Here is a 15013-nt window from a genome sequence, read left to right on the forward strand (position 1 = left end):
AAATACTTAAATTTGCATAAAAAAAGTCCCATTAAAGCCAAAAATGAAACAGGCCTCAATGGGAAGATACCGAACTGGCAGCTGAAAAGCCAACCATGTTAAAAAGGAAGGTTATACTAGAAGAATACACGTACCAATCGTTAAGAACAGGAATGAAAGGAAGTTAGTCATGGAACTTCCTGTCCTACTTTTGTGCTTGGCTGAAGGTGAATGTATGACATTACAGGTCACTATCCAAATAAACCTGCAAAATAGTACGCATACGCTTACTAGGAATGTACAGATTGATTGGTTTACCTGTACGTATCTGACCTCGCCATATCCACTGAATGAGTTCTGATAGGGCATACATATCTTCGTCCGCTTATTTCTTTTTCCGTTTGGAACGGTTTTTATCAACCATATCAAATTCGGCAACCATCTTTTTGTCAGGTGCAACTGTACCACGCCAAAAGATTCTTGGATTTAGTTTGAAATAGATTTCACCTTTACTTTCAGATTTAACAAAGGTGGTTTGTCCATCCAGCAGCAAAGAAGAAAGTCCTGATGAAACCTTCTTGGTTTGGTTTAAATCCAGTAATTCTGTAATTTCTTTCAGGTTGAAATACTCAATGTCTTCAATTTCCTTCACATCAGGATTCTTACAAACGATATTGCTGGAATGATGCAAGTATGGGACCAGGGCAAACACTGGATAAAGATTGATTGCTGAATATGCTTTTTTCCCTTCATCATTAACGGCTTCATACAGGTGACGAATTTGTGTTACGTATGTACGCACCAGCATTGTTGGTTTCGCCTTCCCTACTGTTGTGCCATAGAAGTTGAAAGTAACACTCCATTTGAAATGGTTGCCTTCAGGAATCACAATTTTGTGGTCAATCAACTTTTTGAAGAATTTGCTGAAAAGGTTTCGGCCCACTGATAACTTTTCCTGAATCTGTTTTTTGGTCAACTTCACGTTGTTATTATCATGTACCAAGTAGCCAGCACCGTTTACATATGTTGCAAGATAGAAAATCATTGTTAAATCGGCTTTTGTAAATTCTTCAGACTTAATAAGTTGCTGAATTTTTTCAGGATATGACCATATGAATTTACCCGCTGCTTCATTGAATTCATCAAATTCGGCTTTTGCTTGTTCTTTCTTCTTCACAAATTCATCTTGCTTCTTGCTTCGTATGTAATGAGTATCAGGATTAAATTCCCTAGTAACTTCTCCATCACCATTGACCATTCTTAAAACGTTATTCTCCACCATTTTGAATACCTTCTTTCTGTTTGTATGATTTAAAAAGTCCTTACACACCTTAAACAGTTTTTTAAGCTGTTACAGACCGTAAAAACGTGATTAAATCCAGGTATCAATAGAAGGTCTTCATTGGATATCAAAGTAAGACAATGTCATGCTAAATGTCATGGTGCCTTTTTGAGTGCAAAAACGGGGTACTTGGTGCCTTTTTGAGTGCAACCTACAACGTTTGAAAAACGGAGTAAAACGAAGTATATTGAAGGGAATAGGAGTATTATGAATTATTCAGGCTTTTTATTTTTACACTCCACCTATTAATATCATAGACATTAATAGAAAGACACGCTGAAAAGTAATAAGGCAAAAGACAAGGACAAAAGATTTGCGGTCTAAAAAAGCCGAAAACCACGACTTTTTTAAACACGCACTATTAAGAAGAAAACCAAAAGGATTTATAAATAATGCTGAAAAGGTGTGTGTCAGAATTATTTTCAGAATGGAAGGGTTGTTTTTGAAGTGGCTTGGAGAACCGTCAGGTTCGAGAAGCAGCGAAGCTTGAAGACCGGATTTAAGTAAAAAAGCGAACCAGCACATTAGCCAGTTCACCATATGTATTATTTGGGGTACCGTATAGGCACTTGCTTTTCTGCTAAACTTGCTTTGAAGAATAGCTTGTAGAACGTATCATTTCCTTCAACTGTCATTTCATTTGATTCATATACAGCTGAAATTGTTCTATGTTCATCATCAAAGATAAAGCATTCTTCACCTTTACTTGCTTCAAAATCAGTTATCATCCATAGACATTGCTTTTGTGATTCGTATCTGACTTCTTTTATTACTTGTTGGTTGTGAGAGTTGATGAATTGTAGAATAAACACCGTAACACCTCCTTTCGATACATATAATGGTAATTTTCAAATGAAAAGTAGGTATGTAGTTGATGTTAAGAAATGGTTAATTTGTACTACTAGTGGATAAATGTGACAGAATTGTGACGAGATAATGGGTTTTATAGCAGCGGGGAACGGTCAGAATGGGTACATAATGAAGCTGGTGTACGGGAAAGGAAAAAGTGTAAAGTAATTTTACTTGACGGTAGTGTCAATACGATGCCTTTTCAATTCCTGTATCATCAATATACTTAAGGTAACTTTAGTGGTTGACTGATTTATGCAAACTAAGTTTCGTGAATTGTCAGTTTATTCATTCTACACTGATGAAACATTTCTAAAAAGTATTAGAAACGTTGATATATCAGCAATGTATAAAATACTGTATATCTTATAATAACGTACAGTAAATAGGGGGTTGTCAAACCGTTGGTATTACTAGATTTATTCAGCATGTGCATAGATAACAACTACCCATAAGCTTGATTATGTCAACTGTATTTGAATATTCAATACACGAATGTGCATAAGAAAAATTACTCACTACCCGCCACATAGAATCGAAAGGGCGGGGTACTATTTAAATAACAGGGGTGATATCCTTCACATAAAGCGGGCAGGGTGCTGAATAAGCAGCAGGGAATAGTTTGTGGTAATCCTGGCTATGTACAGGATAATACAGGGGAAGCTGGAAGCATACAAGTGGTATCTATTTATCATCAGTTATTAGTGTGTTCAAAGTGTGTAAATGATGGAATATGTCATCATCCGAACGGAACATTTGTTCCACATGGAACATTGGAGAGAATAACTGTACTTATTCAGATAGCTTCTATGATAGTTTCAGCTACTGATTTATGATTGGTCAATCTATATCCCAGAAGGTTAAAGAATTACATAGAAGAACGTGAAGCATTACAGCTTGAATTGTGGTTACGGTGAATGAATGATTGAATGAAGTGAGTGACTGATTTATACGAAGTGACATTTACCATTGAAGATGCAGTAATTGTGTAAGAAGAAACGGAAATAGTTTATTTTTGAATATTAATATTCAATTGTTGTTCAAATAAGGGATTAAGCACCATACGGGTGGGCTGCCCCTTAAATCCCTGCAATTAAGCCCTTTGATAATACATACTTTAATTTTGCCTGCCTGCATTTTTCAGTGGTATCAGCAAGGGTAACATCCGATTTTGATGGTCAAAACTCAAAAAGAACGTGACCAGATTAATCACATGAAATATTTTTGTCCACTAACTCTACAGTTGTTTTTAAACTTTTTTCTATTCTGGACAGGGTGCATTCAATCCTATCAAACCGGGCTTCAACCCTTGAAAAACCTTCATGCATCAGTGCAGAAAGTTCCTTCAATTCCTTTTCAATTTCTAGTAATGAATCATGAATTTTCTCTTCTTCAGCCATAAATACACCCCTTTTTTGATGAAAAAATGATGGGCTACCCCATGTATCTTGTCCAACAATGTTTTATAATAGATTTATACCAAAAAAGCCTATGCACTTTGCCGAGTACACAGACTTTCTTGATTGTGAATGGTGGTGAGAAAATTGGACAAGGATACTGTCATTGCAGTGTGTGCTTTGCTTACTGTCGTTATTTGCATAATCAATTTGGTTCAATAATTGCAGAAGGATTTAAGGTGTTTGCCGACACTTTAAGTCCTTTTTGTATGTTATAAGTTTACTTATGTTAATTCCATTATGCGATTATTTTTTGTGTTTTGCAAGTAAGGTTTGATGTGATTATAGCTAGTCCTCCTTATCAGTGAATTAATATTTTGTCTTACTTTTGGGTGATTCGAGATACCCTATATATAGACAAGTTTAGTTTGGATATCAGACTGACTTGCAAATAAAAATTATTTCTAAATTGTATGGTTTCATGGTTGGACGTTTTGGACTTTTGGTTTAAGCCTGACGGGGCATAGAAGGATGGGTATGAATGGGGCACTGGATTTTTCCGGTGTCCTTTTTCTTTTACTAACTATTTATATTTTATTAAAAAGATAGGGGTAAAAAAGTGGACAAGAATTTAATTAAAAAGATTCGTCTTGTATTCGGTTTGAAGCAGGCTGAAATTGCGGAAAGAATCGGGAAAACGCAAGCGTATATAGCATTGCTTGAAGCTGGCAGCATTCCTTTAAAGAAGGAAGTGGAAATGGACATCAAACGTGCTTTCCATTCAGAAGGGGTGACTGAAACAGATATGGTCATACTTCATGAACTAGGAAAGGGGCGGGCCAATGAAAAAAATACTTTCTAACATTCAGTATGTTGAACGGTGTTTGGTCAATTCAACATTTCAGGAAAACAAAGCAATGCTGAATGTACTTCTTTCAGAAACTATTGAACTGGGGAGAACTGAAGTGTTTACCTTTCAAGTACCTTTTACCAGCATCAAAGACCACAGCCATATAGTGACGTATAAGAAGTGTGGTAAACAGTATAAGGCCAAACTAATCGCTGACCTTGAAGAATTGCAGCGGGAACTAGGAAGAAGACAACCAAATGTGAACCGTTCATTACAGATTGTCAGTTCCATAATGAACACAAATCTGTATCAGGATTACACAAAAACAAAAATAGACCAGTGGCGGCCATTGCGTAACAATACTGTTACCTACGAAAAGCTATTTGTCAGTTGAAAGGACGGAAGATGAAAATGGAAAAGGAAAAAACAATTCATGATATACCGGTTCCCGCGGGTATTGATGCTAGGCAAGTGACAATTGCAAAAGACTACGTGACTAACAGACTTTCAGAAGGTTTTACACTGAATAGTTTGTTTCAAAAACATAGTATCAGCAGCAAGACTTGGTACGAATGGCTTGAAAAACCTGAATTTAATACATTTGTTAACGAAATGGCTGATGTTTTGATACCGCAAGATGAACTTGCAGCTGTCAAGAAAATGAAGAAAAAAATTCTTTCCTTTGCTGATAAAGCAAGTGTTTCAACATCAGAAATGAAAATGTTTACTGAAGTTTTTGGCTACGTTTTTGCCGCTGACGCTAGGCTGCAAGCCGAAAAGCTTGGACTGAATAAAGAAGGTACTACTTCAACCGATACTCATAGAACTGTTGAAGAGAAAAAAGCCGCATTACTTGCGAGACTACGAAGTTAAAGGGGAAATGATTACTATGGCAAGTGCAATCTTAAATATTTTAGAAGGCGTAAAAAAACAAGCTGCTGAACGTCAGGCAAAGGAAGCAGCCAAACAGGCTGAAGCTGGCAACGTGCAGAACATTGATATTCGTGGTGGTAAGCAGGAAGCTATGACACCTGAACAAATGGAGAAGCATATTGAAATGCTTGCTTCGGCAGTTTTGCAGTTAACAGAAAGATTTGATGGGAAAGGTGGCAATCAGTAATGGCGAAGAAGAAAACAGCAGTTGAACAAATGGCAACCCTTCACAAGAAACACCAGGACATTAAAGCTGATTATGCAGAAGCATTGGAACGTGCAGAAGGGGAAGTTATTAAGTTGAAAGCAGAAATTGCTGAAGGTGAAGAAAATCTGAAGGAAACTTACAAGTCCTATGTACTCAACATTGTAAGTCTTGAAGCTTATCAGGCTGAAAAGAAAATTTTTGATGATAAAAAATCAATCCTATCAGTTGCTGAAAAAAAGGTCACTGATATTGATTTGCTTGAAACGCAAGAAATTCATAAGCTTTTGCAGGAAGTGAAAATAATTGCAGATGATTATGAAAAAGAATGCTTTGTTGAATTTATTAAGCAAAACAAAAAATTAAGGCAGTTGAAGGTTGATTACCTGAAGGCAATAACTGAAGTTGCTGAAGAAGTGAAGCCTATTACGCAGTACCACTTATTTCATGGGTCTTTAGAACAAGAACTTGGATTAACATACTATAACCTTCGGATGGTTCCGGGTGCTGATGGTCTCTTTCTTGCACCTGAAGGAAGTATAGGAAGAAAGTTCATTAATGTATCACAGGAAGAAGTGCTTGCGGCTTATCAGCGTGGGCATATTCCAAAGGATTTACTTGAAGCAATTGAAGCTTGATACATTTGGCTGGCACTTTTATCGTGTCAGCTATTTTTTTTATCAATTTTGGGGAAGTGAAACTATGCATCATATTGGGCGTGTTTTAACTTGGTTGTTCAATTTATCAAATAAAGATGAAAAGAAGCCTATCAACCGCATGGAAACCTTGAAGCTTGAACTAATTGAAACTGTACAGGCATACGATGCCAAGATTACCAATACAGAAGCTGAGTACAAACGTGCAGTCCTTCTTTATGAGAAGGCGTACAGCAAAGTTTCTGAAGTGCAGACAAGGTACAGAAACAAAATGGTTACGGAAATTGTGCTGAAGGATGAAAAGGAAAAGTTGATGCCATTAGAAGATTCGGTCAGAGATTTAGGGCATGAACTTGATACCTTGCGAACTTACAAAAAAGAAGAGATTTTACGAATAGTTGGCAAAATGGATTCACTGACAGATTCATACGTTCAGGAAAAGGCAGAAGAAGTGAAGGTAAAGGCGTATCAACTTCAGCAGTTGAAACATCAGCAGCTGCAACTGTTGACTAAACTTCGTGGGGACTATGCAGAACTGATGTATGCAGATGATTTGATTTTTAAACACTTGAAAGATGCAGGTATAAGCTACACAAAAACTATGTCTGACAAACTTTCTATGCAAACTGAAGATGTTCCTTTAACAGTTGAAGACATTGCGATTCCTGAAACATTGGTCAGCGGTGTTATGACTGGTGATAAGATACCTTATGAACTGTTTTCAATAGTAGAAGAAGGAAAGAAACAAAAATATATATAATGATGTTTTGCACAGTAGGTAATCCCGGATTAAATGGTACGTCAGCACACTGTTATGTCAAATCAAAATGCTAGCCCTTGTAGCTTTCCTTTATTGGATTGTTGCAAGGGCTTTTTTTGTTTTACTCATTATAAAAACTAAGCAAAATAGTTTATACCTTTAACACTTATAATTATTTATGGAGGGGATGAAATGAATAGTAAATCTGAAAAACAAATAAGGAAAATTAATGATTTGGACAAAGAAATACTTCCAGTAACCTTAATAAAATCAATTGAGTTACTGTGGTCATTGGACAATATTATTGACAAGAATGTATCTGACTATGTCCATGATAACAAAGAGTGGGAACCTGAAAAATCTGAATGCTGTAATGAGTGTCTATATGATTTAGGTAATATTATGAGTAATGAATTATTAAACCGAGATAGTGGTGATTTTTTCATGAAAACACTTTTACAATACCTTGAATTTGAACAGAACGATGAATTTGCAGCGGATTACATTACGGAATATTGTATGAATGATAATAATAGCAAAGACATAACAAGTCTGAAAAAAGAACTTGTTCGTTGGGCAATCGAGTCTGAAGAACTCGAACGGAACGGTATATATAGATTTTGAGATTCTAAGAAGCTAAATAAGAATTATGTGATAATGAGAGACTACTTTACATTTAATAACAACCACTTTATAATGAAAATAATAAAAGTTAATTGTGAAGTGGTTATACGTTTTAAGCGTGTTTAACCCTTTGAATACATAAGTATTATGACTATTCGTTCCTTGACAGGGAAGGGGTCGGGGGTTCGAATCCCTCACAGGTCATCCGTAAAGTTAAGCTATAAACCTTGATATGCAAGGGTTTATAGCTTTTTTATTTTTTTGTGATTATTAATGAATTGCTTCGAATTTCCGTAATGGTCACGAATTGGTCACGCAAAGAGAAATGCTATTCTTTTCATGTTCCAGAGGATGATATTGCTAAACGGAAAATTAATTAAGGATGATATCGTATAAGAAAATAATAAGAAGAAGGATATCCTTATTGGGTAAGTAGTTCCGTTTTTATGGAAAACACCATAAATAGCATACTAATTTAGCAGACCAATTCGTATAAGAATGGGTCTTTTCTAATCATTGATATAACAATAATTATTAACTTTTAACATATTAAATAGCAACATAATTAGATTGCGAAATAACAGAGTGACAATAGATGATGTTCGAGATAAGTTTGGTGAAGATTATGAAGTCTGGGACATTTCTAAAGATGAATATGAACAGAGAATAAAGCCTAAGTTGGAATAGACTACACTAACCTTGAAGAATAACTGGTGCGATACTTCAATAACGAATGAATGCTTTTCTTATTCAAGTAACTAAATCTATTATATGGGGGAAAATGCATTAACGAAAAAGGAGATTTTGACTTGGAATACAGAAATTTAAAAAGAATGGGATTATGAGAGAAACGCAAAAGAGTCTACAGATTATGTCCCAGGTTCTCATTATAATGCTAGTTGGATTTGTTCTAACAACGCCGAACATCGTTGGACAGCCGAGATTAGATTTCGCAACAAAGGTGCTAAATGCCCTTGTTGTATAAATAAAAAGGTATCCAATGTTAATAACCTTGCTGTCTTAAACCCTAAGCTTGCAGCAGAATAGCGATGTAACACCTGAACAAGTTGTGGCTGGTGCTGGTAAAACGGTTTGGTGGAAATGTTCCAAACACCCAACGCACGAATGGATTCTTTATTGAATTTTTGATTAATTATAAAGGATATATCCAATATTTGTTAAAATAAGAACAAAGGAGGAATTTTAATGGATTTTTCAATCCTTGAAAAAGAATTACGAAAAGAAAAAATCAACGCCGTTGTATTTTCTCAAAACTCAAGTGTAATTTTTGAATATTATAAAAATAGAAAACAACAAGATAAACTTCATAAATTGAACTCTTGTACTAAAAGCATCATGTCCATTCTTATCGGAATTGCACTTGATAAAGGATACCTTTCATCCCTTGATGAACCTTTATACCATTTCTTCCCTGAAATTTTTGAGCAGCAACCCGATAAGCGGAAAATGTATCTCACCATGCGAGATATCATTACCATGACGGATGGCTTAGACTTTCCAGAGTTCGGGGAATGGAATTGCTTCGCCCCCATGATTTATCACAGTGATATCGTAAAGTTCGTCATAGACCGCCCCTTAATCCATGAAATCGGAACTCATATGAACTATAACTCCGGCTGCTCCCATATTTTATCTGCCATCATAAAACAGGTGACAGGCATGACAACCGAGGAGTTTGCAATAAAACACCTCTTTGCTCCTTTAGGCATTAAAGAATATCAATGGTACAAAGACAAGATGAACATCCATAAAGGTGCAGATGGATTGGTCCTGAAAATCGGGGACATGCAGAAAATCGGACAGTTGATGCTGCAAAAGGGGATGTATAATGAAAAACGGATTGTAACTTCAGAGTGGATTTCACAATCAACGAAACCCAACCTCATGACATATGACTACATCGGTTATTACGGTATGCATTGGTGGGTCAACAAACTAGATAGAAATAAGGACTTTTCAAAAGAGAACACCTTCTATTTCGCATTGGGTTTCGGTGGTCAATATATTATCATTGTCCCTCAGAGCGAAACAGTCATCACTATAACAAGCGATATCTACGAAGACAGTTTAAGACCAATGAGAATAATAGAAAGTCACCTAAATTAAAAGTCTGCGTTAGCGATAAAAAAAGAATCTTTCTAAAAAAAATTATAAAGGTATTAAATAGACTTTTTAAGAAAGCTAAAATAAAGTAATTAATCAAATAATAGATTGATAACGAAAATAAGTACGAACGATAAATTCCTGGCACAGGGAAAAGACTCCACCGATTGAGAGGGTCTTTCGAAGAAGATTGTTCCGAAGCTCCTTCTTAGAGTAAGCCAAAACTTGCCGATTAAACCCCGTTACAGGTTTTAAAGAGACTGCTACTTTTAATCAGTAACTAGGGTGGTACCGCAGGTTTTAAGCACTCGTCCCTTAGACAAGAAAGTCTATGGGATGGGTGTTTTTTGGAGTCTATGCGATGTATTTATTTGGAAAGTTTAAGGGGGAGTTATCACTTAAAGCTTGTTAAAACTGATGAATCTAGAAAGTTACTTTTCGATTTGTGGTTAATATGACAACGTACAGGACGCACGGAAGCAAGAGTCAAAATTGATCCAGGAATATAAAAAAATAGGTCTGGCAGAAAAATAAGCCGATATTATGCAACTCTGTATAAAAAGCTGCATAATATCGGCTCTAAGGATTTTATACGTTATTGAAGATTAGCTTTTCGTTACATTAACAGAGCCTTTCTAATTAAAAATTATAGGAAAAGTAAATGTAACGAAAGCTGCCCAAAGTCCGTAGACCGGCAAATACTTAGTAACGGCATCTTGGATAGTTGAAGGTCCGGATTTGTTTTGTAGAAAACGCATATAGGAGAGCATAATCCAAATTAGATTTGCCCAGATAAGTATGTTTACTCCTAAAACAGCAAGTCTATTAGGCGTAATCCCATAAGAAGAAAGCCTGAACATGATAGCTGACAAAGCCACACTGTCAATGATAAGCGCAAGAACAATTAAGGCAAAATTTATATAATCTGAAATGTTCTTTTTCTCGTCTGAGTCGCTCTCGGTAATGGAAAATATGGTAACGGCCAATACGCCAAGGAGTATTCCGTTGAAGGCTATCAGGAAATTGCGGTCCAAGAATGGATTTTTTCCGACCCATATAACTGTTATAAGATAGACCACCAATGTGACCAGGACAAGAGGACTAAAAATTTTAGCTATATATGGTGTAATATTCTTAGCAAGTTTAAGATTCATTGATACCAGGTATGCAGCCACAATAGCGAGAGCGGCAGCACCAAATAAAACGACATTACTAAAATAGAAGACTTCAATATTCAAGCCAACAAAGCTAAATAACTGCATGGTTAATGCTGCTAGTACCATTCCGCTAACTGCCATGCTGGCATAGAGAATACAATATTCCAAATTAAATTTAATATAGGCTAATCTTGTACTGCCTTTTGAATATTCATTTCCTGTAAATGCAAGCCCTACCAATACCCATAAGAATATGGGAAGGTGTAAATAAGCAAGGATAATACTGTCTTTATAATTTAATGGCAGCATATTAAGATAAAACCCGGAAATTAGGAACAACGCTGCAAGGGAATAAATAACACTTTTTTTCGGAGTATTATTGTAAACAAAATAGGCAGCAATAAAGGGAATTATTCCATAAGCCAGGTTAATTGGAGCAATTGCTTCCTGTTCGACAAAATGGAAAATGATCCTGGTGCTAATCCCGGCCAGAATGGCTAAAATGCCCATGAATAAGAAACCTTTTTGAAGCAAGGAAGATTTTTCTGTATTTGCCGTCTCCTTGAAATGCAATCTTTCATACCATACGCCAAGAACCTGAGAATCAGGATTTTGTTCCCATGCGTGTGAGAATGCCTTTTTAAAAGTTTTCGGGTCTTTTCTATACATTCTCTCCAGCTCATGAGGGTTAGCAATATTTTCAATAATCAAAGTGTTAATGTCCATAGTTATACCTCCCCTAATAATTGTTATATTAATTTTCCTTGATTCATTTAACTGTCTTCGTCACTTTTGTATTCTAAAATATCTCCAGGCTGACATTCTAAAGCCTTACAAATTGCCTCTAAAGTGGATAATCGAATCGCTTTTGCCTTTCCATTTTTCAATATAGAAAGGTTCGCCATTGTTATTCCAACCTTTTCCGAAAGTTCTGTTACGCTCATTTTCCTTTTTGCTAACATCACATCAATATTGATTATAATTGCCATTGTTATTCACCTCAGACCGTTAAATCATTTTCTGATTTGATAGTAATTGCTTCTTGTAAAAGTTTTTGGAGAACAGCCGCAAAGACTGCGATAATCATCGAAGCAAAAGGAACAACCAATCCGACAAAGATAACTCCTGGTGCGTCGTCTACTTCCGCAAAGATATAGAAGAGCGGCCAAACTAGCACATGCAAAATACTGATTGTGATGGCACAGTATTTGATTTTCTTTAAAGCTTTTACAGATAAATCGGAGAAAGCTTTATTTTTGTCAATATAGCGTAAGAGTTTGAAAGCTTGATACAAAGCAAAGTAAAAAGGTATCGCCGATGCATCAAAAGCGATGAAAACGAGATATTTTATAAAAGCAAACTCTGGAAGCAATTTTGCTGCAAGATTCGCCATCTCAGGCACCAAAAAGATGCACAGAGCAAGAACTGGGACTCCTAAAAGAATAACAGCTAATTTTAAAAACAACGTTGTTACTTTTTCCATAAAAAGCACCTCACTTATTTATTCTGATTTTGATTTTAATATATATTTTATTGTTTTACAATAAATTTTTATTCATTTGGATAATATATTTATTGTAGATTTTGTTAAGCAAAAATAAAAAGCATTCCTCATTCAAAGAAATGCTCTATAACTTTAAACCATTAAATTTATAACTTGTACAGCGAAAGGATTCAATTAATTATAGTGAATGAAATCGATCGACTGAAACTGCAACACTTAGAGCAACTTCGTGACATCTATGATCAACATGACTTAGCCATGATATTCAACTGGATGCCAGGGATTGAAAAAAGGTTAGCACGTTATCCCCAGCTTTACACACGGCACACGCATTGGTTTTGCTCATGAATTTCAGAAACTCAGTAAAGACGAGATGCACCAGTCACAAACGGTAACTTTAGACTCATTCACCGTCTGGACCAGAATGCTGCTCACAGGTCATACTAAAGAGAAAAACCACTTCGCATTTTGTGTGAGGTGGTTTTTTTGTTATTGATCTCAAATTCTGGAGCAGATGGAATTAGGATTTTTTACTTTGACTTAAAAATAAAGAAGTTCAAGTTATAAAGGATAAAAGCTCTTTAATTCTTGTATAATATGGATGAAATATCATTAGGAGATGAAAGTTAGGAGAAAAAGAGATGCCGTTAGAAAAATTGATTGACCGCAGAAAAACACATTCTGTTAAATGGTACATAGAGGATCAAGATATGATTCCATTATGCATTGCAGATATGGATTTTCAAGTTTCAGAAGAAATAGTCAATGCTATAAGTCAAAAAGCAGCGCACGGAATATATGGGTATAGTACATTTTGTGAACGTTATTATGATGCTGTTCAATATTGGTGGAAAACACAGTACGATTGGGAGTTAAAACGCGAGTGGATTTCTTTTAGCCCGGGTATTATTCCTGGAATAAATTTATTATTACAAGCTTTAACAAAGCCAGGTGATGCTGTGATCGTGCAGGATCCAGTATATTATCCTTTCTTTTCAACGATTGAAACACAAGGTTGTACATTATTAAGTAATTCTCTTATCTATTCTAATGGTACATATACAATGAATTTTGAAGACTTTGAGGAAAAAGCATCCCGCCCCAATACGAAAATATTTATTTTGTGCAGCCCTCACAATCCAGTTGGAAGAGTTTGGACCAAGGAGGAATTGCGAAAGATTGGAGAAATTTGCGAGAAACATGATGTTTATGTTATTTCAGATGAAATGCATGGAGATTTAACTTACTCTGGATATAAACATACACCTTTTGCAACAGTTCATCCCGGCCATTTAATGTTTTCGATTACATGTGCAGCCCCCAGCAAAACATTTAATATTGCAGGAATGCAAAGCTCTATCTTTATTATTCCGAATAAAGTAGTGAAAGAAAAATATGAAACGCTTTTAATGGGATACGGATTAATGCGTCCAAATGCTTTTGCTGTGGAAGGAACGATTGCCGCCTACTATAAAGGGTTGCCTTGGCTTCAAGATGTAAGAAGTTATTTAGAATGTAATCTCCAGTACGTATGTTCCTTTTTAGAAGATAATATACCGTCCATTAAAGTGGTGAAACCTGAAGCGACCCATTTGATTTGGCTGGATTGCCGTGATCTGGGTATTCCGCATGAAGAGTTGCATCATTTCTTTTTAGAACATGCAAGAGTCCGCCTTGATGAAGGAATGAAATTCGGTAAAGGCGGGTATGGGTTTGAACGTATAAATATTGCATGTCCTCGTGAGGTCTTAACGGAAGCTTTACTTAGAATGAAAGCTGCTGTAAAAGGAAAAGAAGGAACCTGCTGACGTTTTCGCTGGCGGGTTTGTATTTATTTGAGGAAAAATGATAGGAGGGCATAAATATGATTATTGAAGCTATATCAGATTCACTTGAAGATGCAAAAATTGCACAATCAGCGGGTGCCGATCGAATCGAATTAGTCACTGGATTGATGGAAGGAGGGCTGACTCCTAGTTATGGCTTGATTAGAAGTGTCTGCAGCGGATTAACGATTCCCGTGAATGTGATGATTCGCCCGCATAGCCGGAGCTTTTGTTATTCTGATGAAGACTTGAATATTATGTTAGAAGATATTGAAATCTGCCGGAAATTAGGTGCAGCTGGAGTTGTATTTGGTGTTCTTACAAATGAGAAAAAAATAGATGAAGAAAAGCTTACTAAGTTAATACAAGCTTCAAAAGGGTTAGATATTACCTTTCACCGCGCGTTTGACGAGGCCAATCATCTGGCAACAGCTTTAGGAGTGCTTCAGAAGTACCCTGAGATAACTAGAGTACTCACATCTGGCAGCAAAGATAAAGCTACAGAAGCAATAGAAGAGCTGAGTCAGCTAGCAGATCTATCAGCCGGAACGGGTCTTTCAATTATGGCAGGATCAGGGTTAACCCCTCAAAACTTACCTGCATTCTTAGAAAAAGTGAACGTGAGAGAAGTTCACTTTGGTTCGGGTATCCGTTTTGAATCAAGCTATATGAATCCAATTGATCCAAATAAATTAAAAGCAATCAAGAAAATTGTTTCATAAAAAAAGAGTGGAAATAGTATGTCCATCAGAATTCGCTTTTTCCTGATTTTAGAGACATTTAAAGTGAGGAATACAATCCTCAATC

The 15013-nt window shown here is 36.0% G+C and carries 17 protein-coding genes and 2 pseudogenes; 13 read left to right on the forward strand and 6 right to left on the reverse strand.

Annotation, left to right across the window (positions count from 1 at the left end; translation table 11 throughout):
• Window positions 1–364 precede the first annotated feature (364 nt).
• The 3 genes from GJU41_RS02980 to GJU41_RS02990 all read right to left on the reverse strand — a co-directional run bounded on the left by GJU41_RS02980 (window position 365) and on the right by GJU41_RS02990 (window position 3570).
• On the reverse strand, window positions 365–1237 hold the full coding sequence (locus GJU41_RS02980) for a hypothetical protein (RefSeq protein WP_170292698.1): 873 nt from the start codon (window positions 1235–1237) through the stop codon (window positions 365–367).
• 629 nt (window positions 1238–1866) lie between these two features.
• Window positions 1867–2133 (reverse strand): DEAD/DEAH box helicase family protein, encoded by a 267-nt coding sequence (locus GJU41_RS02985; RefSeq protein WP_154317962.1) that lies wholly within the window; start codon window positions 2131–2133, stop codon window positions 1867–1869.
• 1242 nt (window positions 2134–3375) lie between these two features.
• Window positions 3376–3570: a hypothetical protein gene (locus tag GJU41_RS02990; RefSeq protein ID WP_154317963.1), complete on the reverse strand. Its 195-nt coding sequence runs from the start codon at window positions 3568–3570 to the stop codon at window positions 3376–3378.
• 616 nt (window positions 3571–4186) lie between these two features.
• Between GJU41_RS02990 and GJU41_RS02995 the strand changes: the two genes are divergently transcribed.
• The 10 genes and pseudogenes from GJU41_RS02995 to GJU41_RS03040 all read left to right on the forward strand — a co-directional run bounded on the left by GJU41_RS02995 (window position 4187) and on the right by GJU41_RS03040 (window position 9722).
• Window positions 4187–4429, forward strand: coding sequence for a helix-turn-helix domain-containing protein (locus GJU41_RS02995; protein ID WP_154317964.1), 243 nt, complete (start codon window positions 4187–4189; stop codon window positions 4427–4429).
• Complete coding sequence (locus tag GJU41_RS03000; protein ID WP_154317965.1) at window positions 4410–4811, forward strand: hypothetical protein; 402 nt, start codon at window positions 4410–4412, stop codon at window positions 4809–4811. The genes GJU41_RS02995 and GJU41_RS03000 overlap by 20 nt, the downstream gene beginning before the upstream one ends.
• A 17-nt stretch (window positions 4812–4828) precedes the next feature.
• Window positions 4829–5290, forward strand: coding sequence for a phBC6A51 family helix-turn-helix protein (locus GJU41_RS03005; protein WP_170292699.1), 462 nt, complete (start codon window positions 4829–4831; stop codon window positions 5288–5290).
• A 16-nt stretch (window positions 5291–5306) separates the two neighbouring features.
• A complete protein-coding gene (locus tag GJU41_RS03010) occupies window positions 5307–5537 on the forward strand; it encodes a hypothetical protein (protein WP_154317967.1) in 231 nt (76 codons plus the stop codon).
• Window positions 5537–6193, forward strand: coding sequence for a hypothetical protein (locus GJU41_RS03015; protein ID WP_154317968.1), 657 nt, complete (start codon window positions 5537–5539; stop codon window positions 6191–6193). Before GJU41_RS03010 ends, GJU41_RS03015 begins: the two co-directional genes overlap by 1 nt.
• Window positions 6174–6971 (forward strand): hypothetical protein, encoded by a 798-nt coding sequence (locus GJU41_RS03020; RefSeq protein ID WP_170292700.1) that lies wholly within the window; start codon window positions 6174–6176, stop codon window positions 6969–6971. Before GJU41_RS03015 ends, GJU41_RS03020 begins: the two co-directional genes overlap by 20 nt.
• A gap of 192 nt (window positions 6972–7163) precedes the next feature.
• The gene (locus GJU41_RS03025; RefSeq protein ID WP_154317970.1) at window positions 7164–7595 is read left to right on the forward strand and encodes a hypothetical protein; all 432 of its coding nucleotides are present in this window, start codon (window positions 7164–7166) and stop codon (window positions 7593–7595) included.
• Window positions 7596–8435: 840 nt separating this feature from the next.
• Window positions 8436–8642 (forward strand): annotated as a pseudogene (locus tag GJU41_RS25450) (zinc-ribbon domain-containing protein); the annotation flags it as partial.
• Entirely contained in the window at window positions 8629–8736 is a 108-nt protein-coding gene (locus GJU41_RS25455; RefSeq protein ID WP_083328086.1) for a zinc-ribbon domain-containing protein, read from the forward strand. The pseudogene GJU41_RS25450 and the gene GJU41_RS25455, both read left to right, overlap by 14 nt.
• A 65-nt stretch (window positions 8737–8801) precedes the next feature.
• Window positions 8802–9722, forward strand: coding sequence for a serine hydrolase domain-containing protein (locus GJU41_RS03040; protein ID WP_070875080.1), 921 nt, complete (start codon window positions 8802–8804; stop codon window positions 9720–9722).
• 632 nt (window positions 9723–10354) lie between these two features.
• On the opposite strand, the gene GJU41_RS03045 is transcribed toward GJU41_RS03040, so the two are convergent.
• The 3 genes from GJU41_RS03045 to GJU41_RS03055 are packed head-to-tail and all read right to left on the reverse strand — an operon-like array spanning window position 10355 to window position 12359.
• A complete protein-coding gene (locus GJU41_RS03045; protein ID WP_154317971.1) occupies window positions 10355–11602 on the reverse strand; it encodes a DUF4153 domain-containing protein in 1248 nt (415 codons plus the stop codon).
• A 47-nt stretch (window positions 11603–11649) separates the two neighbouring features.
• Window positions 11650–11865 (reverse strand): helix-turn-helix domain-containing protein, encoded by a 216-nt coding sequence (locus tag GJU41_RS03050; protein WP_017153334.1) that lies wholly within the window; start codon window positions 11863–11865, stop codon window positions 11650–11652.
• Between the two features lie 11 nt (window positions 11866–11876).
• Window positions 11877–12359 carry a DUF2975 domain-containing protein gene (locus tag GJU41_RS03055; protein ID WP_154317972.1) on the reverse strand — a complete coding sequence of 161 codons (483 nt, stop codon included), beginning with the start codon at window positions 12357–12359 and terminating at the stop codon, window positions 11877–11879.
• Between the two features lie 189 nt (window positions 12360–12548).
• Here GJU41_RS03055 and GJU41_RS24850 point away from each other — a divergent pair.
• The 3 genes and pseudogenes from GJU41_RS24850 to GJU41_RS03070 all read left to right on the forward strand — a co-directional run.
• Window positions 12549–12759: pseudogene (locus GJU41_RS24850) on the forward strand (AAA family ATPase); the annotation flags it as partial.
• Between the two features lie 262 nt (window positions 12760–13021).
• A complete protein-coding gene (locus GJU41_RS03065; protein WP_154317973.1) occupies window positions 13022–14188 on the forward strand; it encodes a MalY/PatB family protein in 1167 nt (388 codons plus the stop codon).
• Between the two features lie 56 nt (window positions 14189–14244).
• On the forward strand, window positions 14245–14928 hold the full coding sequence (locus GJU41_RS03070; RefSeq protein ID WP_154317974.1) for a copper homeostasis protein CutC: 684 nt from the start codon (window positions 14245–14247) through the stop codon (window positions 14926–14928).
• Window positions 14929–15013: the final 85 nt, after the last annotated feature.

It is taken from the genome of Metabacillus idriensis, assembly GCF_009674765.1.
GTDB classification, from domain to species: domain Bacteria; phylum Bacillota; class Bacilli; order Bacillales; family Bacillaceae; genus Bacillus_P; species Bacillus_P idriensis.